The sequence below is a fragment of the Enterobacter sp. Li2LvB3 genome, assembly GCF_056156645.1.
Genome location: NZ_JBSICG010000002.1, coordinates 177,996 through 202,167, shown reverse-complemented (window position 1 = coordinate 202,167; position 24,172 = coordinate 177,996). Strand labels below are relative to the sequence as shown.

General features: G+C 56.6%; 20 protein-coding genes. 13 read left to right on the top strand and 7 right to left on the bottom strand.

All coding sequences use genetic code 11. The features are described 5' to 3' along the window. Positions 1-31 precede the first annotated feature (31 nt). The 3 genes from prs to lolB form a co-directional block, all read right to left on the bottom strand. On the bottom strand, positions 32-979 hold the full coding sequence (gene prs / locus ACS603_RS02530) for a ribose-phosphate diphosphokinase (RefSeq protein WP_003856663.1): 948 nt from the start codon (positions 977-979) through the stop codon (positions 32-34). Between the two features lie 124 nt (positions 980-1,103). Then, positions 1,104-1,973: a 4-(cytidine 5'-diphospho)-2-C-methyl-D-erythritol kinase gene (ispE, locus tag ACS603_RS02525; protein WP_182061374.1), complete on the bottom strand. Its 870-nt coding sequence runs from the start codon at positions 1,971-1,973 to the stop codon at positions 1,104-1,106. Continuing rightward, a complete protein-coding gene (gene lolB, locus ACS603_RS02520) occupies positions 1,970-2,581 on the bottom strand; it encodes a lipoprotein insertase outer membrane protein LolB (protein WP_182061373.1) in 612 nt (203 codons plus the stop codon). The genes ispE and lolB overlap by 4 nt, the downstream gene beginning before the upstream one ends. 234 nt (positions 2,582-2,815) lie before the next feature. Here lolB and hemA point away from each other — a divergent pair, with 234 nt between their 5' ends. Genes hemA through kdsA form a run of 6 tightly spaced genes read left to right on the top strand, consistent with a single transcriptional unit; the run spans position 2,816 to position 8,119 of the window. Further along, entirely contained in the window at positions 2,816-4,072 is a 1,257-nt protein-coding gene (gene hemA / locus ACS603_RS02515; RefSeq protein WP_474943695.1) for a glutamyl-tRNA reductase, read from the top strand. A 41-nt stretch (positions 4,073-4,113) separates the two neighbouring features. Further along, positions 4,114-5,196 (top strand): peptide chain release factor 1, encoded by a 1,083-nt coding sequence (gene prfA, locus ACS603_RS02510; protein ID WP_182061372.1) that lies wholly within the window; start codon positions 4,114-4,116, stop codon positions 5,194-5,196. Then, positions 5,196-6,026 (top strand): peptide chain release factor N(5)-glutamine methyltransferase, encoded by an 831-nt coding sequence (gene prmC, locus ACS603_RS02505; protein WP_474943694.1) that lies wholly within the window; start codon positions 5,196-5,198, stop codon positions 6,024-6,026. The genes prfA and prmC overlap by 1 nt, the downstream gene beginning before the upstream one ends. After that, entirely contained in the window at positions 6,023-6,415 is a 393-nt protein-coding gene (gene sirB2, locus ACS603_RS02500; RefSeq protein WP_182061370.1) for an invasion regulator SirB2, read from the top strand. The genes prmC and sirB2 overlap by 4 nt, the downstream gene beginning before the upstream one ends. 3 nt (positions 6,416-6,418) lie before the next feature. Next, positions 6,419-7,228: an invasion regulator SirB1 gene (sirB1, locus tag ACS603_RS02495; RefSeq protein ID WP_182061369.1), complete on the top strand. Its 810-nt coding sequence runs from the start codon at positions 6,419-6,421 to the stop codon at positions 7,226-7,228. Positions 7,229-7,264: 36 nt separating this feature from the next. Beyond that, positions 7,265-8,119 carry a 3-deoxy-8-phosphooctulonate synthase gene (gene kdsA, locus ACS603_RS02490; protein WP_315685945.1) on the top strand — a complete coding sequence of 285 codons (855 nt, stop codon included), beginning with the start codon at positions 7,265-7,267 and terminating at the stop codon, positions 8,117-8,119. Between the two features lie 88 nt (positions 8,120-8,207). Here kdsA and chaA read toward each other — a convergent pair whose 3' ends face one another. Beyond that, positions 8,208-9,308, bottom strand: coding sequence for a sodium-potassium/proton antiporter ChaA (chaA, locus tag ACS603_RS02485; RefSeq protein WP_315685944.1), 1,101 nt, complete (start codon positions 9,306-9,308; stop codon positions 8,208-8,210). Positions 9,309-9,755: 447 nt separating this feature from the next. Between chaA and ACS603_RS02480 the strand changes: the two genes are divergently transcribed. Continuing rightward, positions 9,756-10,451 carry a gamma-glutamylcyclotransferase gene (locus tag ACS603_RS02480; RefSeq protein ID WP_182061367.1) on the top strand — a complete coding sequence of 232 codons (696 nt, stop codon included), beginning with the start codon at positions 9,756-9,758 and terminating at the stop codon, positions 10,449-10,451. Between the two features lie 42 nt (positions 10,452-10,493). Here the strand turns inward: ACS603_RS02480 and ACS603_RS02475 are convergent, their stop codons facing one another. The 3 genes from ACS603_RS02475 to ACS603_RS02465 all read right to left on the bottom strand — a co-directional run bounded on the left by ACS603_RS02475 (position 10,494) and on the right by ACS603_RS02465 (position 13,191). Continuing rightward, positions 10,494-10,733 (bottom strand): DUF1883 domain-containing protein, encoded by a 240-nt coding sequence (locus ACS603_RS02475; RefSeq protein WP_182061366.1) that lies wholly within the window; start codon positions 10,731-10,733, stop codon positions 10,494-10,496. Between the two features lie 213 nt (positions 10,734-10,946). Next, entirely contained in the window at positions 10,947-12,731 is a 1,785-nt protein-coding gene (locus ACS603_RS02470) for a methyl-accepting chemotaxis protein (protein WP_474943693.1), read from the bottom strand. Between the two features lie 106 nt (positions 12,732-12,837). Continuing rightward, positions 12,838-13,191, bottom strand: a complete 354-nt coding sequence (locus ACS603_RS02465; protein ID WP_182061364.1) for a DsrE/DsrF/TusD sulfur relay family protein — start codon at positions 13,189-13,191, stop codon at positions 12,838-12,840. Between the two features lie 73 nt (positions 13,192-13,264). On the opposite strand from ACS603_RS02465, the gene nasR reads away from it, so the two are divergent. The 6 genes from nasR (at position 13,265) to ACS603_RS02435 (ending at position 24,104) form a co-directional block, all read left to right on the top strand. Then, positions 13,265-14,449 (top strand): nitrate regulatory protein NasR, encoded by a 1,185-nt coding sequence (gene nasR, locus ACS603_RS02460; RefSeq protein WP_474943692.1) that lies wholly within the window; start codon positions 13,265-13,267, stop codon positions 14,447-14,449. A 230-nt stretch (positions 14,450-14,679) separates the two neighbouring features. Next, positions 14,680-15,927: a CmpA/NrtA family ABC transporter substrate-binding protein gene (locus ACS603_RS02455; protein ID WP_182061362.1), complete on the top strand. Its 1,248-nt coding sequence runs from the start codon at positions 14,680-14,682 to the stop codon at positions 15,925-15,927. A 2-nt stretch (positions 15,928-15,929) separates the two neighbouring features. Beyond that, complete coding sequence (gene ntrB, locus ACS603_RS02450; RefSeq protein ID WP_446493339.1) at positions 15,930-16,811, top strand: nitrate ABC transporter permease; 882 nt, start codon at positions 15,930-15,932, stop codon at positions 16,809-16,811. A 9-nt stretch (positions 16,812-16,820) separates the two neighbouring features. Next, positions 16,821-17,609 (top strand): ABC transporter ATP-binding protein, encoded by a 789-nt coding sequence (locus ACS603_RS02445; RefSeq protein WP_182061360.1) that lies wholly within the window; start codon positions 16,821-16,823, stop codon positions 17,607-17,609. A gap of 13 nt (positions 17,610-17,622) precedes the next feature. Then, positions 17,623-21,609: a nitrite reductase large subunit NirB gene (nirB, locus tag ACS603_RS02440; RefSeq protein WP_474943691.1), complete on the top strand. Its 3,987-nt coding sequence runs from the start codon at positions 17,623-17,625 to the stop codon at positions 21,607-21,609. Beyond that, positions 21,606-24,104 (top strand): nitrate reductase, encoded by a 2,499-nt coding sequence (locus ACS603_RS02435; protein ID WP_474943690.1) that lies wholly within the window; start codon positions 21,606-21,608, stop codon positions 24,102-24,104. The genes nirB and ACS603_RS02435 overlap by 4 nt, the downstream gene beginning before the upstream one ends. Positions 24,105-24,172 lie beyond the last annotated feature (68 nt).

Here is a 24,172-nt window from a genome sequence, read left to right as displayed (position 1 = left end):
CCGCCGCAGCGGGTTTTTTGGCCGTGTTCGATTAGTGTTCGAACATTGCAGAGATGGATTCTTCGTTGCTGATACGACGAATCGCTTCGGCCAGCATCCCGGACAAGGTCAAAGTACGCACGTTTGGCAGTGCTTTGATTTCGTCACTCAGTGGGATGGTATCGCACACCACAACTTCGTCGATAACGGAGTTACGGAGGTTGTTCACGGCATTACCGGAGAAGATCGGGTGAGTTGCGTAAGCAAATACGCGCTTAGCACCACGTTCTTTCAGCGCTTCAGCTGCTTTACACAGCGTGCCGCCGGTATCGATCATGTCGTCAACCAGCACGCAGTCACGGCCAGCAACGTCACCGATGATGTGCATCACCTGAGAAACGTTAGCGCGTGGACGACGTTTGTCGATGATCGCCATGTCGGTGTCGTTCAGCAGTTTCGCGATAGCACGAGCACGTACCACACCGCCGATGTCCGGGGAAACCACAATCGGGTTATCCAGATTAAGTTGCAGCATGTCTTCCAGCAGGATTGGGCTGCCGAATACGTTATCAACCGGAACGTCGAAGAAGCCCTGGATCTGCTCTGCGTGCAGGTCAACGGTCAGTACGCGGTCAACGCCTACGCTTGACAGGAAGTCAGCGACAACTTTGGCAGTGATTGGCACACGCGCGGAACGGACGCGACGGTCCTGGCGGGCATAACCAAAGTAAGGGATTACAGCAGTGATACGACCTGCGGAAGCACGGCGCAGGGCGTCGACCATAACAACCAATTCCATCAGGTTGTCGTTCGTTGGAGCACAGGTGGACTGGATGATGAAAATATCACCACCGCGTACATTTTCGTTAATTTGTACGCTGACTTCGCCGTCGCTAAAGCGACCTACGGCGGCGTCGCCGAGGGAAGTGTACAGGCGGTTGGCAATACGTTGTGCTAGTTCCGGGGTGGCGTTACCAGCAAAAAGCTTCATATCAGGCACGAGAAGAACCTCAGGCATGCGTCCAGTGGTGGATAACCTTCGCCAAAAACTGTGCGGGCCAGGCGAACGCTATCCAGGCGTGTATTAAAGAGCGCGATGCAACGTCTGGAACAGGGTGACGTTGTCACCGAAACTCAGTCTGCGCCAGAATGGCTTGCTGTAGGGGGGAGGTGTTCATCCCGCGTGCTACAAAACCATGCAGCCAAACCGGCGCTTGCTCAAGCACCTGACGAGCAGTGGACTCAGTGTCAAATTCAGCAAAGACACAAGCCCCTGTACCAGTCAGGCGCGACGGCGCGTATTCTAACAGCCAGGAAAGCACCTCATCAACCTCGCGAAAACGTTTTCTTGCGATATCCTCGCAATCGTTGCTGAATTCACAATTTAATAACGTTTCTATTGACCGCACCGGGGTATTTCTTTTCAGGTCAGGATCTTTAAAGATGACCGGTGTCGGAATACTGACCCCCGGGTGGGCAACCAGGTACCATTTTTCTGGTGGCTCTGCGGGGGAGAGGATTTCCCCTACGCCTTCAGCAAACGCCGCATGACCACGAACAAACACCGGAACATCCGCGCCCAGCGTTAACCCTAAGGCGGCCAGTTCGTCTTGCGACAGCCCGCATCCCCAAAGATGATTTAGCGCAACCAGCACGGTTGCAGCATTGGATGAACCACCACCTAAACCGCCGCCCATCGGCAGACGCTTCTCGATGCTGATATCTGCACCGCTTCCGGCAGGCAAACGACCAGAGTCGGCGGCTGCCTTCATCAACAGACGCGCGGCGCGCACAATCAGGTTGTCTTCGTGCGCCACACCCTCCACCGCAGTGAGCAGGTGAATCTGGCCATCGCGGCGCAGTTCAATCGAAATCGTGTCACCATAATCGATAAACTGAAACAGCGTCTGCAACGTGTGATAACCGTCAGCACGCTGCCCGGTGATGTATAAAAACAGGTTCAGCTTTGCGGGTGAGGGCCATTGGGTCATCATTTAACGATCCAGTTGTCCATTTTCAGCTTGATACGCTGGCTACCCTGCGTCAGCTCCATACTGGATGGCAGAGACGGTTTGGTATTGCTGTCGTAGGCGCTGTAAACCACTTTCCAGGTTTTACCGTTTTGAGTGTAGTTGACCTGGCTCAGACGATACTGGTCGTCGAGCGTGTAGTCGGTCGAATCACCCGGCAAGCCCAGGATCCACTGACGCAGGCTGTTCAGCGGGATTGGCATTCCGGTCAGTTTGCCAATCATCTCTTCGGCATCGGTCGCGGTGTAGTGCTGGCCTTTGTTGTCGGTTATCTGCGCTTCACCCGGTTTGGCGATAAGCTCCAGTTCAGTGCTGCCCAGCGGGTTCAACAACAGCAGGCGATAGTTGTCCTGGCCCGTCTGCTGCCAGAAGAAGCGCGCATAAACCTTTTGTTCGTCAGACAGATAAGCAAAGGCACCGCGGGTCTGATACTGGCTCAAATTACGTACGTCCTGCTGGTGCTGACGCCACTGCGGAGAGTCCGGGCTTTTGCCTGGTCCTTTTGGTTGGGTGACGGTACATGCGGTCAGAACCAGTGCCGCCAGCGGCAGAAGGCGAATCAGTCGGGTCATGATAATGACAAATCCTTGAGATACGTTGCAGTTATAACTGTTAATGCTAGCGTCACAGGGTGCCACCGTCTACGTTCAAATTATCTCAAAGCGTTGTATCTACCCTAAATAATGTGAGTTGCTTGACCGGTATAAGCTATTACTCCGAAAGGGTGCAGTCTCTTTTATTGATCTCGCGCATCCTGTATGATGCGACCTGCTAACCTTATTAACGCTGGTACTACTCCCGCTCATATGACCCTTTTAGCACTCGGTATCAACCACAAAACAGCCCCGGTTTCTCTGCGAGAACGCGTAACGTTTTCGCCAGATACGCTCGACCTGGCGCTGGACAGCTTGCTTGCACAGCCAATGGTGCAGGGCGGCGTGGTGTTGTCGACGTGCAACCGTACCGAGCTGTACTTAAGCGTGGAAGAGCAAGACAACCTGCACGAAGCGCTTATCCGTTGGTTATGCGACTACCACAATCTGAACGAAGAAGAGCTGCGTAAAAGTCTTTACTGGCATCAGGACAACGATGCCGTCAGCCATCTTATGCGCGTGGCCAGTGGCCTGGATTCACTGGTGCTGGGCGAACCGCAGATCCTGGGCCAGGTAAAAAAAGCCTTTGCCAATTCACAAAAAGGGCACCTTAAGGCCAGTGAACTGGAGCGTATGTTCCAGAAATCCTTCTCTGTGGCGAAGCGAGTGCGAACCGAAACCGACATTGGTGCCAGTGCGGTTTCTGTTGCTTTCGCAGCCTGTACGCTTGCGCGTCAGATCTTTGAATCGCTCTCCACCGTTACGGTGTTGCTGGTCGGTGCGGGTGAAACCATCGAACTTGTGGCGCGTCATTTGCGCGAACATAAAGTGAAAAAGATGATTATCGCCAACCGTACCCGTGAGCGTGCGCAGGTGCTGGCAGACGAAGTGGGCGCAGAAGTGATTGCGCTCAGCGACATCGATGAACGCCTGAAAGAGGCGGATATCATTATCAGCTCCACCGCCAGCCCGCTGCCGATTATCGGTAAAGGGATGGTAGAACGTGCCCTGAAATCCCGTCGTAATCAGCCAATGCTGCTGGTGGATATCGCCGTTCCGCGCGATGTTGAGCCAGAAGTAAGCAAACTGGCTAACGCCTATCTTTACAGCGTGGATGACCTGCAAAGCATCATTTCGCACAACCTGGCGCAGCGTAAAGCCGCAGCGGTTCAGGCAGAAACGATAGTTGAGCAGGAAACCAGTGAGTTTATGGCCTGGCTGCGCGCGCAAAGCGTCAGCGAGACTATCCGCGAGTATCGCGGGCAGGCAGAACAGGTGCGTGACGATCTGACTGCCAAAGCGCTGGCTGCCCTTGAACAGGGTGGCGACGCACAAGCAATCATGCAGGATCTGGCCTGGAAACTGACCAACCGCCTGATCCATGCACCAACCAAATCTCTTCAGCAGGCAGCCCGAGACGGGGATGACGAACGCCTGACTATTCTGCGCAACAGCCTCGGGCTGGAATAGCGCCACATACCCATTTTCTATTACAAGGTGCACTTACGCCTATGAAGCCTTCTATCGTCGCCAAACTGGAAGCTCTGCATGAGCGCCATGAAGAAGTCCAGGCGCTGCTCGGCGATGCCGGGACCATTGCAGACCAGGACCGTTTTCGCGCGCTGTCGCGCGAGTACGCGCAGTTAAGTGATGTTTCTAAATGCTTTACCGACTGGCGACAGGTCCAGGAAGATATCGAAACCGCGCAGATGATGCTCGACGATCCTGAAATGCGCGAAATGGCGCAGGAAGAGTTACAGGAAGCAAAAACGCGTTCAGAAGAGATGGAGCAACAGCTCCAGGTTCTGCTGCTGCCAAAAGATCCGGACGATGAGCGCAACGCGTTTGTGGAAGTCCGCGCCGGGACCGGCGGTGATGAAGCCGCGCTGTTTGCAGGCGATCTGTTCCGCATGTACAGCCGCTACGCAGAAACCCGCCGCTGGCGTGTCGAAATCATGAGCGCCAACGAAGGCGAACATGGTGGTTTTAAAGAAGTGATCGCCAAAATCAGTGGTGACGGTGTTTACGGTCGTCTGAAATTTGAATCCGGTGGCCACCGCGTCCAGCGTGTTCCAGCCACCGAATCGCAGGGGCGTATCCACACCTCCGCGTGTACGGTTGCGGTGATGCCAGAGCTGCCGGAAGCAGAACTGCCGGACATCAACCCGGGTGACCTGCGTATCGACACCTTCCGTTCTTCCGGTGCGGGTGGTCAGCACGTTAACACCACCGACTCCGCAATTCGTATTACCCACTTGCCAACCGGCATTGTGGTGGAGTGTCAGGACGAACGTTCCCAGCACAAAAACAAAGCCAAAGCGCTTTCCGTGCTCGGCTCGCGCATTCGTGCCGCGGAAGTGGCCAAACGCCAGCAGGCGGAAGCCTCGACCCGTCGTAACCTGCTGGGTAGCGGCGATCGCAGCGATCGTAACCGTACCTATAACTTCCCGCAGGGCCGCGTTACCGACCACCGCATCAACCTGACGCTGTACCGTCTGGACGAAGTGATGGAAGGGAAACTCGATATGCTGATTGAGCCTATCGTGCAGGAATACCAGGCCGACCAACTGGCGGCATTGTCCGAGCAGGAATAATGGATTTTCAGCACTGGTTACGTCATGCCGTCAGCGCGCTTTCAGAGAGTGAAAGCCCGAAGCGTGATGCCGAGATATTGCTTGAGTTTGTGACAGGTAAAACCCGCACTTACCTGCTGGCTTTCGGCGAAACGGTGCTCACTGCTGAACAGGAAACACAGCTCGCGGCGCTGCTTTCCCGCCGTAAAACCGGCGAGCCGGTGGCGCATCTGGTGGGTGAGCGCGAATTCTGGTCATTACCGCTGTACGTCTCCGCGGCCACGCTCATCCCGCGCCCTGACACCGAGTGTCTGGTGGAGCAGGCGCTGGCGCGTTTACCGGCAACTCGCTGTAGCATTCTCGATCTTGGCACCGGAACCGGCGCGATTGCGCTGGCGCTTGCCAGCGAACGCCCGGACTGCGACGTAACGGCGGTGGATGTCATGCCTGATGCCGTGGTGCTGGCACTGCGTAATCAGGAACGCCTCGGATTAAGCAACGTGACGGTACTGCAAAGCAGCTGGTTTAGCGCGCTGTCGAACCGTACGTTTGCAATGATAGTCAGCAATCCGCCCTATATCGACGAGCGCGATCCGCATCTGGCGCAGGGTGACGTGCGCTTTGAACCACTGACAGCGTTGGTTACCGCCAATGAAGGTCTGGCCGACCTGGATCATATTGTGTCGACATCGCGCCAGCATTTGCTGCCGGGTGGATGGCTATTGGTCGAACACGGCTGGACACAAGGCGAAGCGGTTCGCGCGCTGTTTAGTGCGGCAGGGTACGCCGCGGTGGAAACTTGTCGTGACTATGGCGGCAATGACCGCCTGACACTAGGACAGTGGCTATGAGCCTGTTTTACGTTCTCATTACCGCTCACCTGGTGTCGGTGGCACTGACCATCGGGTTTTTCATCGTCCGTTACTGGTGGCGCTACAGCAATAATCCACTGATTGACGCGCGCTGGGTGCGCATTGCGCCGCACTGTATCGATACAGTGCTGTTCCTGTCTGGCGCAGGATTAATGTGGAAGACCGGCTATCTGCCATTTACTGATAAAGGCGCATGGCTGACTGAAAAGCTGTTTGGCGTTATCATCTACATCGTTTTGGGTTTTATCGCGCTTGGGCGTCGTCGTCCGCGCAGCCAGCAGGTGGGGTTTATTGCCTTTCTGCTGGGTCTGGTGGTGCTGTACATCATCATTAAACTCGCCACCACAAGAATACCGTTACTGGGGTAAGTCATGAGGTCCTTAGCCGATTTCGAATTTAACAAAGTGCCGCTTTGCGATGGGATGGTCCAGATTTCGGAGATGATCCGCGACGACTTTTCGTCACGCTTTGTCTACGATGAGCTGGAAAGCCTGGTTAGCCTGGCGCGAGAAGAGATTAATCAGGCGCGTCCTCAGGACTGGCAATTAGAGAAGCTGGTTGAGCTTTTCTATGGCGAATGGGGCTTTTGCGACACGCGCGGCGTGTACCGTCTTTCTGATGCGTTATGGCTGGATCAGGTTTTAAAAAATCGCCAGGGTAGCGCGGTTGCGCTGGGCGCTATTTTACTGTGGGTTGCCCACCGTCTTGATATTCCACTGGTGCCGGTTATTTTCCCGACGCAGATGATCCTGCGTGCGGAATGGCTGGACGGTGAGATGTGGTTAATTAACCCCTTCAACGGTGACACGCTGGACGAACACACGCTGGATGTCTGGCTGAAAGGTAACATTAGCCCGGTGGCTGAGCTCTTCAACGAAGATCTCGACGAGGCGGATAACTCAGAAGTTATCCGCAAGCTGCTGGATACGCTGAAAGCCGCGCTGATGGAAGAGCGGCAGATGGAGCTGGCGCTGCGTGCCAGTGAAGTGTTGCTGCAATTTAACCCGGAAGATCCGTACGAAATTCGCGACCGTGGTCTTATCTATGCTCAGCTCGACTGCGAGCATGTGGCGCTGAATGATTTGAGTTATTTCGTCGAGCAATGCCCGGAAGATCCGATTAGCGAAATGATTCGTGCGCAGATCAATTCGATCGCGCATAAACAAATTACACTGCATTAAATTTAATTCCGATTCACACCTGAATAAGGCGATCCTATGAAACAAAAAGTGGTTAGCATTGGTGATATCAAGGTAGCAAACGACCTGCCGTTCGTGCTGTTTGGCGGTATGAACGTGCTGGAATCCCGTGATCTCGCGATGCGCATCTGCGAGCACTACGTGACCGTGACCCAGAAGCTGGGCATCCCGTATGTGTTTAAAGCCTCTTTTGACAAAGCCAACCGCTCCTCTATCAACTCTTACCGTGGCCCAGGCCTGGAAGAGGGGATGAAGATTTTCCAGGAGCTGAAGCAGACCTTTGGCGTGAAAGTGATCACCGACGTGCATGAAGCCTCTCAGGCGCAGCCAGTGGCTGACGTGGTTGACGTGATTCAGCTTCCGGCCTTCCTGGCGCGCCAGACTGACCTGGTTGCCGCGATGGCGAAAACCGGTGCGGTTATTAACGTGAAGAAACCACAGTTCGTGAGCCCGGGTCAGATGGGTAATATCGTCGATAAGTTTATCGAAGGCGGTAACGACAAGATTATCCTGTGCGACCGTGGCGCAAACTTCGGTTACGACAACCTGGTTGTGGACATGCTGGGCTTCAGCGTGATGAAGAACGTGTCTAACCAGTCTCCGGTTATCTTCGACGTGACCCATGCCCTGCAATGCCGTGACCCGTTTGGTGCCGCGTCTGGCGGTCGTCGTGCGCAGGTTACCGAGCTGGCGCGTGCCGGTATGGCAACTGGCCTGGCTGGTCTGTTCATTGAAGCGCACCCGGATCCGGCTAACGCGAGATGCGACGGCCCATCTGCGCTGCCACTGGATAAGCTGGAGCCGTTCCTGAAACAGATTAAAGCGATTGACGATCTGGTGAAAAGCTTCGACGAGCTGGATACCAGCAACTAATAAAAAACCCGCTTCGGCGGGTTTTTTTATGGGGCATATTGCCGGGTGGCGTGTAGGCCCTGCAAGCGAAGCGCCGCTGGGCAAAAAGCTACGCAAATATCGTCATCAGATACGCAATAAACAACGCCATATGCGCCGCACCGTTAAGCACGTTAGTGCGCCCGGTTGAGAACGAGATATGGCACAACACCAGCGACGCCACCATCACAATCATCTCTGGCGCGCCCAGCGCAAAGTGCAGTTCGTTACCCGTCATAAAGGCAATCAGCGTCACCACCGGTACGGTAAGTGAAATCGTCGCCAGCACGGAACCAAAGAACAGGTTCATTGCACGCTGTACCTGATTGTTCAGCACCGCCCTCAGCGCCCCAAGGCCTTCCGGTGAAAGGATAAGCAGCGCGACCAGGAAACCGGTAAACGCCACCGGCGCGTTCAGTTCGGTCAGCAGTGTCTCCAGCGGGTTAGCGTTCATCTTGGTCACCGCGATAACCGCAATAAGATGTACGATCAGCCAGATGGTATGCCACACACTGCTATGCGCAGACGGTTTACCGTGATGCGGGTCGTCATCGTCGCTGTCATCTTCGTGCTCATAGACAAACAGGCTCTGGTGCGTTTTGGTCTGAATCAGCAGGAATACGCCGTACATGGCCGCGGAAATAAGCGCAACCAGCAGTGCCTGGCCGGTGGTGAAGTTCGCGCCCGGCAGCGCCATCGGGAACACCAGCACGATAATCGCCAGCGGAAACAGGGCAATCAGGTACTGCTTAATGCCGAACAGGTTCATATATTGGGTGGCGAATTTACGCCCGCCCAGCAACAGGGAAAAACCAACCAGGCCGCCCGTTACAATCATAATGATGGAATAGAGCGTGTCGCGCATCAGCGTAGGCGCAGCGTCACCGGTTGCCATCAGGGCAGAAATAAGGCTGACCTCAAGAATAACGACGGAAAGGCTTAATATTAAGGATCCGTACGGCTCGCCCAGGCGGTGAGCTAATACATCAGCGTGGCGAACAACGCTGAATGCACTGGATAAAATACCAATAAGTGCAAGAATATTGATACCAACGACCACTGGCAGTGACTGACTGCTTCCCCAGAAGAGCAGCACAGCCAGCGCCAGAACCGGGAAAATGAGTGATGTCTCCTTGTGGCGGGTTTTCACCGCCTCATGTGTTGCTGTCATGTTCTTCTCCCTCAATGCAGGTGCTTGTAATTATAGATAGAAAATTTGAGGTCATTAAACTAACAGATAACAATTTAAATCCAGTTATCTTTTACTTAATTTTACTGTATGGCCATTATTTTTATCGAATTATCTGTAATGACGTGTTTTTGCTAAATAAAACCTAAATAACAAAGCATTATGAATGGACGTTTTGCACTCTCGTAATGAGAAGGTATGTGGGCGAAATCGCCAAAATATCAGAGCAGCTATCGCCTGGTGAGTCTATTGCAGGCAAATTATTAGCCTCCTGCATTTTGACTTTTCAGGCGGTTGAACTTTCGTTGTATTGCAACTGGCCCATGAATTGCTTATCGTTAATCAACTGCTGGCAAAATGACCAGCACATAATGCCGGGAAGGCGAATTACAGATGTCGCAAGGAAGCATGCAGTGGCGGAGGTGTAAAGTGTTAACGCGTGATTTCTTAATGAAGGCAGATTGTAAGACGGCATTTGGTGCTATTGAGGAATCGCTTCTCTGGTCGGCTGAACAACGTGCGGCATCGCTTGCTGCCACGCTTTCCTGCCGCCCGGATGATGGCCCGGTATGGATTTTTGGCTACGGCTCCCTGATGTGGAACCCGGCGCTTGAATTTGTAGAATCAGCGACAGGGACACTCCCTGGCTGGCATCGTGCATTTTGTTTGCGTTTGACCGCCGGGCGGGGCAGTGCATGTCAGCCTGGACGGATGCTTGCACTGAAAGAGGGCGGACGCACCACGGGCGTGGCATACCGGTTGCCGGATGCATCCCTGGAAGACGAGCTGACGTTGCTCTGGAAGCGCGAAATGATCACTGGTTGCTATATGCCGAGCTGGTGCAAGCTTGAACTCGACGACGGTCGTACCGTCAATGCGCTGGTGTTTATTATGGACCCGCGCCATCCCCTGTACGAAGCCGATACCCGTACGCAAGTTATTGCCCCGTTGATTGCCGCTGCCAGTGGGCCGCTTGGCACCAACGCCCAGTATCTCTTTTCACTGGATCAAGAGCTGACTCGCCTGGGCATGAAGGACGATTGCCTGAATGAGCTGGTGACGAAGGTGAAAGCGTTACTGGAAGGGAACCTGCTGAATAACCCGTTGCGCCCGGGTTTTGCCTGATAAAACGCCCGGTTGCCAGATGGCAAACCGGGCGTTCATTTATTACGCGGCAACGTAGCTTACGGAATGCTCAAGAGACTGACTGTGGCTGTCAATCAGCACATCCCAGGTGCCGGTGTATGGCACGGTCAGCCACGCTTTATCATCCTGCACGGTCAGAATATCGGCCTGCGATTGCTTTTGCTCTTTAGAACTCATCAGATGAATGCGGCAACGCTCTGAGCAACGCACCACAACAGTATCCCCGCCAAACAGTTTCAAACTTGTTTTTACCAGTGCCATTTTTAAACCCCGTAGTCTTAAACAACGCTCTCCTTGCAGCCAATCCTGAGCGTGATGTTGTTCACAATTCACTCATTGCATAACACCAAAGGGGAGGGTACGGGATGCTGATTTTGATCAAAAAATGGCATAACGATTAAACAAAAATGACAAAACACCTGAAAGCTTTCAGCCTGCGGGCATTTAACCAGGTAAATGCCCGCGGGTGGAACATTAAATGCGGAAATGCCCCGCCGTTTCAGCAAGGTCGCCCGCCTGGCTTTGCAATGCACTGGCCGCAGCGGCTGATTGTACAACCAGTTCGGCGTTTTGTTGCACCATACGATCGAGATGTGTTACTGCGTGGTTAATCTCATGAATACCTTTCATCTGCTCGCTGGTTGCAATAGAGATTTCACGCATAATCCCCGACACGTTACCGATGCTGGAGCGGATTTCATCCATGCTTTCACCGGCCAGATGCACATAGCGGGAGCCCGTTGCCACGCTGTCGGTGGTGGAATCAATCAGGGATTTGATCTCTTTCGCGGCCTGAGCGCTGCGGCTGGCAAGGTTACGCACCTCGCCGGCTACCACGGCAAACCCGCGCCCCTGTTCCCCCGCACGGGCGGCTTCTACCGAGGCGTTTAGCGCCAGAATATTCGTCTGGAAGGCAATGCCGTCAATCACGCTGGTGATATCGCCAATTTTTGCCGACGCCACTTCGATTGACTGCATGGTGCTGATGGCCTGAGACACCACGTCCCCCCCGCGAGAGGCAGCAGCCGAGGCTTTGCTGGCCTGGTCGTTGGCTTCCGCAGCCGATTCATTCGACTGGGTAACGGATGCGGTGATCTCCTCGACGGCGCTGGCAGTTTCGCGCAGGCTGGATGCCGCCTGCTCGGTACGCCCGGAAAGGTCGTGGTTGCCTGCGGCAATTTCCTGGGCCGCATTTTTCACCGAGGCGCTGGCATCACGCAGCTGCGCCATCACCACCGACAACTTATCGCTGAAGGCGTTAAACGCCTGCGCAATTTGCGCTACTTCATCATCGCCATTATCTGGCAGACGCTGTGACAGGTCGTTAGTGCCGTTGGCAATGTTGTGCATGGCATCGCGAATATCTGACAGGCGCTTCAGCAGACGGGCAATCAGGAAGTGGACAATGGCACCGCTCAGCAGAGCAAGGATCACCAACGACAGCGCAGAAGCCTTGAGTAAGGCACGCATCCCGGAGGTGGCATCGTTGTTGTCGAGCGCGACAATTAACATCCAGTGCGTCCCGTTAACCGGCGTCGCCACAAAAGTCTTTTCTGCGCCATTAAAGGCGCCGTCAAGCGGGTTGCCGTTTTTCAGCGCCGCAAAATCAACGCCTTTGATGGTTTCAGCGAAGGGTTTCAGGGTCAGGGCCGGATCGTTGGCGGCAATAACGGTGCCATCGCTGTCAACCAGCAGCCCGCTGCTCGCCGGTGTCGGGTGAATGCCGCGCACGTTAGACACCACGCTATCCATCGCCACATCACCCGCAACAACGGCCTTCAGTGTCCCGTTGTCTTTAACCGGTACGGCAAAGGTCACCACCAGCTTTCCGGTGCCTGCGTCAACGTAAGGCGCGGTCACCACCGGCGCATCGGTGCTGACCACCTGCTGATACCACGGACGCACGGTAGGATCGTAATCCGCAGGCACACCCGCAGGATCAGAGAATTTCGCCGTCTTGCTGGCGTAACCCACATAAACGTTGGTGAACCCGCCAGCCTGCGCCAGCTGTTTGAATACCGGCACCGGGTCATCGCTCAGGGCAACCGTTTGTGCGGAAGAAATAACCATCATTTTGCTGTTTACCCAGTCAGCAATGGCCATGTTATGACTGGCGCTGGTGCTGGTCAGAATATCGCGCTGCGACTGCTGGTTATCCTGGCGGGTAACCTGGAAGTTAATAACGGTGTTAAGAATGAGTGCGACGATCAGACAACCTGTCGTCGCGGCAATGATGCGTGCACGAATGGACCTGAACATAAGTGAAATACCTGCTGTGTTGTTTTCATGCCTATCGGCAACCTTGCAGGTAAACTTGATGCTGAAACCGCGTCCATAAGAAAATAATATTTTTACGGGTTTATTATTAAAACGTTAATACTTTATCGGCGGTCAGTGTCCACTGCGCCAGCTCAATCAGTGTCCCAATCTCTACCCCGTCAATCAGCGGCAGGGCAGTAATTCCCCGCCCGTCGGTGCAGGTCTTGCACAGCTTCACCGGGACGTTTTGCGCCGTCAGGATCTCCAGCATCTGCTGAATGTTGTAGCCCTCGGCGGGTTTTTGTCCCTTCAGCCCGGCAGTCACGGCATCCGACATCAAAAAGAGACGTAACTGAAGCTCGCTGTCCTGATCGCGCAGGGCAATGGCCAGACGCAGGCTGTTGAAAAGAGATTCACTTCCGTATGCCGCACCGTTAGCGACGATCACAATCTTCTGCATGTTGACTCCTGTTATTTGAAAAGGCACGAATTTTGCTTATTTCTCTGTATAGAACCTATCCGGGAGAATAAGTATGACGTTAATGGTTGGCAGTTCGCCCGGCGCAACCGAATGGTTTCAGCGTGCAAAACAGTTGCGTCAGTTGCAACTCAACAAGCTCGCACAACTGGGCGAGCTGGTGAACGGCATCAGCCAGCTGGTGCATATGCTTCAGTGCGAGCGCGGTGCGTCAAACGTCTGGCTCTGCTCGCAGGGGCAACTCTATGCCCCCGAATGCAAGGCCAGCCGGGCGCTGGTGGACGAAAACCTTACCGCACTTCACCGGATGCTTAACGAACAATCCCCGATGCCGGGCAGCGCCGTGTGCGAACGCATCGCCAGCGCGTTGTTAAGCCTGGAAGGTCTTATCGCCCTGCGTGACGGGGTGAGCGCACAACACATTGCAGCGCCGATGGCGATGGAGCACTACAGCCGGATGCTGCGCCAGCTGCTCAGTATTGTACCGCAACTGAATGACAGTATTGATGATCCGCAAATCGCCGGGCGATTTGTCGCGCTCTATAGCCTGATGCAGGGCAAAGAGCTGGTGGGGCAAGAGCGGGCATTAGGGGCGATTGGCTTCACGCAGGGATTTTTTAGCGATGAGACTCGTCAAAAGCTGGTTGACCGTATTGATGGCCAGCAGGCCTGTTTTGAGGTCTTTTTGTCGCGCAGCGGCGATGACATCCGCCAGACATTTACCCTCAACTGCCAGCCGTGTCTGGAAACAGAACAGCTGCGGCGCGTGGCCTGCACGCGCCAACCTGCGGAAGATAATGGCCAGACGGCCCTCAACTGGTTTGCCCTGCAAACGGCGCGTCTTGAGCACCTGCGCACGCTGGAAGAGATGGTCATCGCCGACCTGATGGTCGCCGTGGATGTACGTATTCACAGTGACGATGAGATAACCCTCGCCGGGGATGAACACGACGATCCCCTTGCGTGTTACCCGGACAAACCCTTGCTGCCTTTGGTACGTCAGCAGGCGCGGGAAATAGAGCTACTGTCCCGCCAGCTGGCATCGCTTCGCGACACGCTGGAAGAGCGTAAAACCATTGATAAAGCCAAAAGCGTATTAATGAGCCACCAGAATATGAATGAAGAACAGGCATGGTATGCCCTGCGCAAAATGGCGATGGACAAGAATCAGCGCATGGTGGATATCGCCCGGGCACTGCTCACCGTGAAGACTTTATGGCAGATAACACCAAAGGAGTAGTTGCACAATCAGTGGGCATTTTGTGCCTGATTGAGGTGCGTAAAGTTGCCGTGAACCCGACGAAGAGTAGAAAAACAGGGGCTTAAAAGCTGGCATCGACTTTGCATTAACTAATTAACCATTTTTGACGATGCGCCAACGGCGGTGCAATCGTCTGCGGGATAAAGGCGTCCAGCGGTGCTTCGGCACTGTAGGGCGCTTTTTTTTTGTCTTTTTTTCAGGAGTGGGTCATGGCGGATTTGTCGAGACGGCGGTTTTTGCAGGCCAGCATGTTGGCGAGTGGCGCAATGTTGTTACCGGGCGTTATGCAGGCTGCATGGGCCGCAGGTTCGGATAAACCAGAACAGGACACAGTTCGCATCGGGTTTATCCCTCTGACCGATTGCGCCCCGGTGGTGATCGCGGCGCTGAAAGGGTTTGATAAAAAATATGGCATCACCATTGTGCCCACCAAAGAGGCGAGCTGGGCTGCAGTGCGTGACAAGCTGGTTGCCGGTGAACTGGACGCGGCACACATCCTTTACGGCCTGCTGTACGGGCTGGAGCTGGGCATCGCCGGTAAGCCGCAGCAGATGGCAAACCTGATGACCCTCAACCATAACGGCCAGGCGATTACGCTTTCAGCCGATCTGGCGGAGAAGGGCGTGCGCGATCTCGACGGGCTGAAAAAGCTGGTCGGGCAGCAGGCCCCGGGCACTTACACCTTCGCACACACTTTCCCGACCGGGACGCACGCCATGTGGTTGTACTACTGGCTTGCCAGTGCGGGCATTAATCCATTCGACGATGTGCGCACCGTGGTGGTACCGCCACCGCAAATGGTGATGAACATGCGTATTGGCAACATGGTCGGCTTTTGTGTGGGGGAACCGTGGAATGCGCGCGCCATTAACGACCGCATCGGTTTTACCGCCGCAACGTCACAGTCCATCTGGCCGGAACATCCTGAAAAGATCCTCGGCACACGGCGGGAGTGGGTGGATAAAAACCCCAATACCGCCCGTGCGCTGGTGAGTGCCGTGCTGGAAGCGTCTCGCTGGATAGATGCCTCACCAGAAAACAAACGCGAAACCGCGCAGATCCTCTCGCGTCGGGCGTGGCTTAACACCAAAGAGCAGTACCTCACCGGGAGAATGCTTGGCGAATACGACAACGGAATTGGCAAGCGCTGGCAGGACGCCAACCCCATCCGCTTCTTTAACGACGGGGCGGTCAGCTATCCGTATCTGTCAGACGGCATGTGGTTCCTGACTCAGTTCCGCCGATGGGGATTACTCAAAAGCGCACCGGACTACGCGGCCATTGCCGCACGCATTAATCAGACCTCGGTCTGGCAGGACGCCGCCACGGCAGTGGGCGGGATCTCTGCGCCATCATCACCTGTACGTAGCAGCACCCTGATGGACGGCACCGTCTGGAACGGTACCGACCCGGAAGGTTACGCAAACCGCTTCGCCATTCATCGTAAAGGGGCCTGATTATGAAGCATCTGCAAAACACCAGACATGTTGAAGAAAAGCCACTGAGTGGGGAAGTGATCACCCTGCCGCCTGTTCAGGTTCGCCGCCGCGCTCCGGCACTGGCCCGCAAGGTCAATGCACTGTTACAACGCATTATTCCTGCATTTCTGGGGCTGGGGTTGCTGGTGGTGCTCTGGCAACTGGCGGCAATTAGCAGCAAAGGTTTCCCGACGCCGCTCAGCACCCTGGATTCCGCGTTAACGCTGTTTGCCGACCCGTTTTACCGCGACGGGCCAAACGACATGGGGATTGGCTGGAACGTGCTGGCCTCGTTACAACGCGTGGCGGTGGGCTTTGGCCTGGCGGCGCTGGCGGGTATTCCGCTGGGCTTCCTGATTGGCCGTTTCACCTTTATCTCGCGCATGTTTACGCCGCTGATTGCGTTACTGCGCCCGGTCAGCCCGCTGGCGTGGCTGCCTATCGGATTGCTGTTGTTCCAGAAAGCGGAGCCTGCCTCCAGCTGGACCATTTTTATCTGCTCTATCTGGCCGATGGTCATTAACACCGCCGAGGGCGTACGCCGAATTCCGCAGGACTACCTCAACGTTGCCCGCGTATTGCAGCTTTCCGAGTGGACCATCATGCGCAAAATTCTGTTCCCGGCGGTATTACCTGCCGTGCTGACCGGGGTGCGTCTCTCCATCGGGATCGCCTGGCTGGTGATTGTCGCCGCCGAAATGCTCACCGGGGGGCTGGGGATCGGTTTCTGGATCTGGAATGAGTGGAACAACCTCAACGTCGAAAACATTCTCATCGCCATTGTGATCATTGGCGTGGTCGGGTTGCTGCTGGAGCAGGGGTTGATGCTGATCGCCCGCCGCTTTAGCTGGCAGGAAAAATAAGGAGTGACTATGAAACCGTTAATTCAGGTACAGGCCGTGAGCCAGCGTTTTTCCACCGCCAGCGGTGAGTTCCTGGCGCTGCAAAATGTCTCTTTTGATATTCACGAGGGCGAAACCGTTAGCCTGATTGGCCACTCCGGTTGCGGTAAGTCGACGCTACTGAACCTTATCGCCGGGATCACGCTGCCGACAGAAGGCGGGTTGATTTGTGATAACCGCGAAATTGCCGGCCCAGGACCGGAGCGCGCGGTGGTCTTCCAGAACCACTCTCTGTTGCCGTGGCTGACCTGCTTTGACAACGTGGCGCTGGCGGTGGATCAGGTGTTTCGCCGCACCATGAGTAAGGCAGAGCGTAAAGAGTGGATTGAGCACAACCTTGATCGCGTACAGATGGGACATGCCCTGCACAAGCGCCCGGGGGAGATCTCCGGTGGCATGAAACAGCGTGTCGGTATCGCCCGCGCGCTGGCGATGAAGCCGAAAGTCCTGCTGATGGACGAGCCGTTCGGCGCGCTGGATGCGCTAACGCGCGCCCATCTTCAGGACTCGGTGATGCAAATCCAGCAGGCGCTGAACACCACCATCGTGCTGATTACGCATGACGTGGACGAGGCGGTGTTGCTGTCTGACCGCGTATTGATGATGACCAACGGCCCGGCGGCTACCGTCGGCGAGATCCTCAACGTTGATCTGCCGCGCCCGCGTAACCGGGTACAGCTTGCTGACGACAGCCGCTATCACCACATGCGCCAGCAGATCCTGCATTTCCTCTACGAAAAACAGCCGAAAGCGGCGTAACGAGGAGGTCACGATGCGTCTGGTCATTATCGGCAACGGCATGGCAGCAACACGACTGATAACCGCCCTCACTGAGCGCGCACCGGGCCGTTTTGTTATCACCGTCATCGGTGATGAGCCAGAACATGCCTATAACCGCATTCAGCTCTCTCCGGTGCTGGGGGGCGAAAAAGAGGCAGCGAAAATCCGTCTTCAGGATGACGACGGGTATCGCGCACAGGGCGTCACGGTATTGCGGGGCGAAAAAGTCACGGCAGTGGATGTGGCAGGCCGCGAAATCCACACCCGGTGCCGGACGCTGCCGTGGGATGAGCTGGTCTTTGCTACCGGTTCCAGCCCCTTTGTACCGCCGATTCCTGGAAACCAGGCGCCGCATGTTTTTACCTTCCGCACCCTGAAAGATACCCGTGCCATTCAGGGGATCGCCGGCCCGGCTGTTGTGCTGGGCGGTGGGGTGCTGGGTGTAGAGGCTGCCGCAGCTCTTGCGCTATCAGGTGACAACGTCACGTTGGTGCATCGCGGGGAATGGTTGATGGAACAGCAGTTGGATCAGCAGGCGGGATTGCTTCTGGAAGAAGCCCTGGCAGAGCGAGGGGTTCGCTGTGAACTGTCGTCCGGTATTACGGCGATTGCGGAGGATTCGGTCACGCTGGCGAATGGTCGTCAGCTGCCGGCTGCACGGGTGGTGATGGCCACTGGCGTTATGCCCAACAGCCGTCTTGCGAACGAGAGCGGTATTGCCTGCGCCAGAGGCATCCTGGTTAACCACCAGATGCAGACTTCCGCCCCGCAGGTTAGCGCCATCGGCGAGTGCTGTGAGATTGACGGCCAGACGTTTGGCCTGGTCGCCCCTTGTCTGGCGCACGCGGATATTCTCGCCGCACGCCTGGCCGGGGAGACCCCCCCGGCCTTGAGCCATCGCGACAGCGGGATGCGTCTCAAGGTGACAGGCGTGGAGCTTTTCAGCGCCGGGCGCGCCCAGGCAATGCCGGAGGATGTGGTCTGGAGTTCGTGGGATCCGCTGACCCGGCATTATCGCCGTTTATTAATTGATCGCGGCACCCTTACAGGCGTGCTGCTGATGGGAGATTGCCGCAGCGCGGCGACATTTACTGATTTACTGGCAACGCCTGTTCCCGCGCACGTGGACTGGCTGTTCGATCGTTTCACTACGCAACCGCAGGTTGCAGGACAGAAAGCTATGACAAAACCTACTCTGGTGGTGGTTGGGCACGGTATGGTCGGCCACCATTTTCTTGAGGATTGCGTAAACCGCAATCTGCATCAGCAATACCAGATTATCGTCTTTGGTGAAGAGCGCTATGCTGCCTATGACCGCGTACATCTTTCCGAGTATTTTGGCGGGCGCAGCGCGGATTCCCTCTCACTGGTCGAGGGCGATTTCTTTGCCGACAACGGTATCGAACTGCGTTTATCCCAGCAGATCACCGCTATCGACCGGGAGTCCCGGGTGGTACGCACCGCCAGCGGGCATGAAACCCACTGGGACAAACTGGTGCTGGCTACCGGTTCTTATCCGTTCGTGCCACCCGTGCCGGGCAATGACCAGCCAGGATGCTTTGTCTACCGCACGCTCGACGATCTGGACAATATCGCGGCTCATGCCGCGGGTTCCCACCGTGGGGTGGTGATCGGCGGCGGCCTGCTGGGGCTGGAAGCGGCAAATGCCCTGAAGCAGCTCGGGCTTGAAACGCATGTGGTGGAGTTCGCCCCAAATCTGATGGCGGTACAGCTCGACAACGACGGCGCAGCAATGCTGCGTAAAAAGATTGAGGCGCTTGGCGTGGGTGTGCATACCAGCAAAGCGACGACCGAAATCGCCGCTACCGATGCAGGCCTGGTACTGCGCTTTGCCGATGGCGAGCAGCTTGATACCGATATGGTGGTCTTTTCTGCGGGGATCCGTCCGCAGGATGCACTGGCGCGCAGCAGCGGTCTGGCGGTGGGTGATCGCGGGGGGATCTGCATTGATGCCCGGTGTCAGACCTCTGATGAAAACGTGTACGCCATCGGCGAGTGCGCCCTGTGGGAAGGAAAAATTTTTGGCCTTGTGGCCCCGGGATACCAGATGGCGCGCGTGGCGGCAGCCTGTCTCGCGGGCGAAGAGAAGACCTTTGCCGGTGCCGATATGAGCACCAAACTGAAGCTGCTCGGGGTGGATGTTGCTTCGTTTGGCGATGCGCATGGCCGCACGCCAGGGGCATTAAGCTACCAGTGGACCCACGGCCCGCAGCAGATCTACAAAAAAATCGTCGTCAGCCACGACAGTAAAACGTTACTTGGCGGTGTGCTGGTGGGCGATGCCAGCGAATACGCCACTCTGGTGCAGATGATGCTGAACGGCATCAGCCTGCCAAAAGAGCCTGAAACGCTGATTTTACCAGCCGTTGCGGGCAGTGCGCCCAAAGCGCTCGGCGTGGCGGCGCTGCCCGAGAGTGCGCAGATTTGCTCATGTCATAACGTCAGCAAAGGCGACATCTGCCAGGCCGTCAGTGCCGGGGCAACGGATATCGGCGCCATCAAGCAGTGCACCAAAGCGGCCACCGGCTGCGGCGGCTGTAGTGCGCTGGTCAAACAGGTGATGGAGTTCCAGCTTGCTGAGCAGGGCGTGGAGGTGAAAAAGGACATTTGCGAACACTTCCCGTATTCGCGCCAGGAGATTTATCACCTGGTACGTGTTAACCACATCCACACTTTCGATCAGCTGATCAGCCGCTACGGACAAGGGCACGGGTGTGAAATCTGTAAGCCTCTGGTGGGCTCCGTGCTGGCGTCCTGCTGGAACGAGTATCTGCTTAAGCCTGCGCATTTGCCGCTTCAGGACACCAACGACCGTTACTTCGCCAATATCCAGAAGGATGGGACTTACTCCATCGTGCCACGAATGCCGGCCGGTGAAGTCACCGCCGACGGGCTGATTGCCATCGGCCAGATTGCCAAACGCTATCAGCTGTACAGCAAAATTACCGGCGGGCAGCGAATTGACCTGTTTGGTGCCACCCTCGAACAACTGCCGGAGATCTGGCAGGCGCTGGTGGAAGCGGGCTTTGAAACCGGGCACGCGTACGGCAAATCCCTGCGGACGGTAAAATCCTGCGTCGGCTCAACCTGGTGTCGCTACGGCGTGCAAGACTCCACCGGGCTCGCCGTCAGGCTGGAGCATCGCTACAAGGGGCTGCGCGCGCCGCATAAAATCAAAATGGCCGTCTCGGGCTGTACCCGCGAATGTGCGGAAGCCCAGAGCAAAGATGTCGGCGTTATCGCAACCGATAAAGGCTGGAACTTGTACCTGTGCGGTAACGGCGGCATGAAGCCTCGCCACGCTGACCTGTTCGCCAGCGATTTGGATGACGAAACGCTTATCCGCACGGTTGACCGTTTTCTGATGTTCTATATCCGAACCGCGGATCGCTTGCAACGTACCAGTACCTGGATGGATAACCTGGAAGGCGGCCTTGATTACCTTCGCGAGGTGATCCTGGACGACAGCCTGGGAATTGCCCACGAGCTTGAGCAGGAGATGGCGCGGGTTGTGGATACCTACCAGTGCGAATGGCAAACCACGCTTAACGATCCTGACCGTCTGGCGCTGTTCCGCACTGCGGTGAACGACACGCCAGCGGATGAGGACAAACGCTGGCAGGAAATCTGCGGCATTGATGAGATTCCTGAGCAGGCGGGCATTGGCGCGACACTTGGTCGCAAACACATTGCGCTGTTCCGCTTTGGCAAAAGCGTCTATGCCCTTGACGATCTTGAGCCCGGCAGCACCGCCCGCGTGCTTTCGCGCGGCATTCTGGGCGATGCGGGGGGCGAGCCTGTTGTTATTTCGCCGCTCTATAAGCAACGTATTCGTCTGCGCGACGGGCGTCAGGCTGAAAACGGTGAGCCTGCCGTGCGCGCCTGGCCGGTGAAAATTGAAAACGGCAAGGTGTGGGTCGGAAACGAAGAGCTGGTGATGCGCGCGGAGGCCTCATGAATGAAACCCGTACAACCTGTCCTTACTGCGGCGTAGGCTGCGGTGTCGTTGCCCGCGTTGAGGGCGAGACAGTGAGCGTGCGGGGGGATGAAACCCATCCTGCGAATCTGGGGCGGCTGTGTGTTAAAGGCTCGGCGCTGGGTGAAACCACGGGATTAGCGGGGCGGTTGTTACGCCCTGTGGTGGATGGCGACGAGACGACGTGGCCGCAGGCGCTGGACGTGGCGGGTGAGCGCCTGCGGGAGATCATAGATACCTGGGGGCCACAGGCGGTGGCGTTTTACGCCTCCGGCCAACTGCTGACCGAAGATTACTACGCTGCCAATAAACTGATGAAGGGATTTATCGGTGCGGCGAATATCGACACCAACTCCCGGCTGTGTATGTCGTCGGCGGTCGTGGGGTACAAACGCGCGTTTGGCGAAGATATCGTGCCGTGCAGTTACGAGGACGTTGAAAACAGCGATCTGGTGGTGCTGGTGGGCTCGAACGCCGCATGGACGCACCCGGTGCTCTATCAGCGGCTGGTGCAGGCGCGCCAGCAGAACCCGGCGATGAAAGTGGTGGTAATCGATCCGCGCAGGACGGCCACCTGCGATATCGCGGATTTGCATCTGCCGTTGCTTCCCGGCAGCGATGCCGGGCTGTTTGTCGGCCTGCTGAATATGATTCAGGGGACTACGGAGTGGACGCTCGCGCGGGTGGCAGAATTTTGTGGCTTGCCGGTAGAGGATATCGGCACGTTTTATGACTGGTTTATCACCGCCCCCCGGGCGATCACGCTCTACACCATGGGGATTAATCAGTCCTCCAGCGGCAGCGATAAATGTAATGCGATCATCAATGTCCACCTGGCCTGCGGGAAGTTCGCCCGGCCGGGCTGCGGCCCGTTCTCCCTGACCGGGCAACCCAACGCGATGGGGGGGCGAGAGGTGGGCGGGCTGGCGAATCAGCTGGCAGCGCATATGAATTTTGAACCGGACGACTTATCGCGCGTGGCGCGTTTCTGGGGAACTGAACGGCTGGCGCAAACGCCGGGGCTGATGGCCGTCGAGCTGTTTGATGCCATCGCGCGCGGAGAGGTCAAAGCGGTGTGGATTATGGGGACTAACCCTGCCGTATCGCTGCCGGACAGCCACGCGGTGTGTCAGGCGCTGGCATCCTGCCCGCTGGTGATTGTCTCGGAAGTGATGCGTGAGACGGACACCAGTCGCTTCGCCCATATCCAGTTTCCGGCACTCGGCTGGGGGGAAAAAGACGGCACTGTCACCAACTCGGAACGACGTATCTCGCGCCAGCGTGCCTTTCTGCCCGCGCCCGGAGAAGCCAGACCGGACTGGTGGATAATCGCCCAGGTGGCAAAACAGCTTGGCTACGCAGAGGCGTTTTCCTGGCAGCATCCGCAGGAGATTTTTTGTGAACATGCGGCGCTCTCTGCGTTTGAGAATGACGGCGCGCGGGCTTTTAACCTGAAAGAGCTGGCTTCGCTGAGCCGTGAAGAGTGGGATGCGCTGGCCCCGTACCAGTGGGCGGCGGGGGATTTTCCGCAACGGAAGATAATCCCGGTGTCGCCAGAAAAGCACGGTGCCGGGGTGGATGCGCTTTATCCGCTGCTGCTGAACAGCGGGCGTATCCGCGATCAGTGGCATACCATGACCCGCACCGGCTATGTACCCAGGCTGATGCAACATATGGATGAGCCGCACCTTGAGATAAGTGCAGAGGATGCGGCGCATTTTGCCCTGTGCGATGGCCAGCTGGCACGCGTAAGTTCACCGCGTGGGGTGATGGTTGCCAGAGTGAAGATAAACAATGGTCAGCGGGCCGGAGAGCTGTTTACCCCGATGCACTGGAACGGCTGCTTTGCCCGTCAGGGGAAGGTCAATGCTCTGGTGGAAGGGCGTTGCGATCCACATTCAGGCCAGCCCGAAAGTAAGCAGACGGCGGTCAGAGTCATGCCCTGGCAACCCGCCTGGCAGGGGGAGCTATACGCCCGTGACGTGCCGGAGCTACCGCTATCGGCCTACTGGTGGCGCAAAGCCGCGCAGGATGTGCAGCGCATCACCGTGGCAGGGGATAAATCGCTGCTGGAGTGGGTCATGGCGCACTGCACCGGGCAAGGCTGGCAGTTGCAAATTGCGCAGACGGGTGAGCGGAGCAGTGTCCTGGCCTGGCAAAATGGCGCATTAATGCTGGGGTTCTGGGAAGGCAGTGCGCTGCCAGAGCTGGCGCATTCGTTTATTGAGGAGGCTTTTCGTGTCGCGCCCGTGGAGCTGGCCGAACGACATGCGATCCTGAACGGGCAACGTCCGGGCGAGCGGGTGGATCCGGGGCGGATTATCTGTAGCTGCTTTAGCGTGGGTGAAAATGCGATACGCGAGGCGATTGCTGAAGGGTGTGATTCAGCGGCAGCGTTGGGAGCGAAGCTGCGCTGTGGCACCAACTGCGGCTCTTGCGTGCCGGAGCTGAAAGGGTTGTGTAGGGTGACGGTGTAACGGCGTCGGGTGGCGGCTTCGCCTTACCCGACCTACAAATGCGCGCCGCCCGACGAAAATGTTCAGGA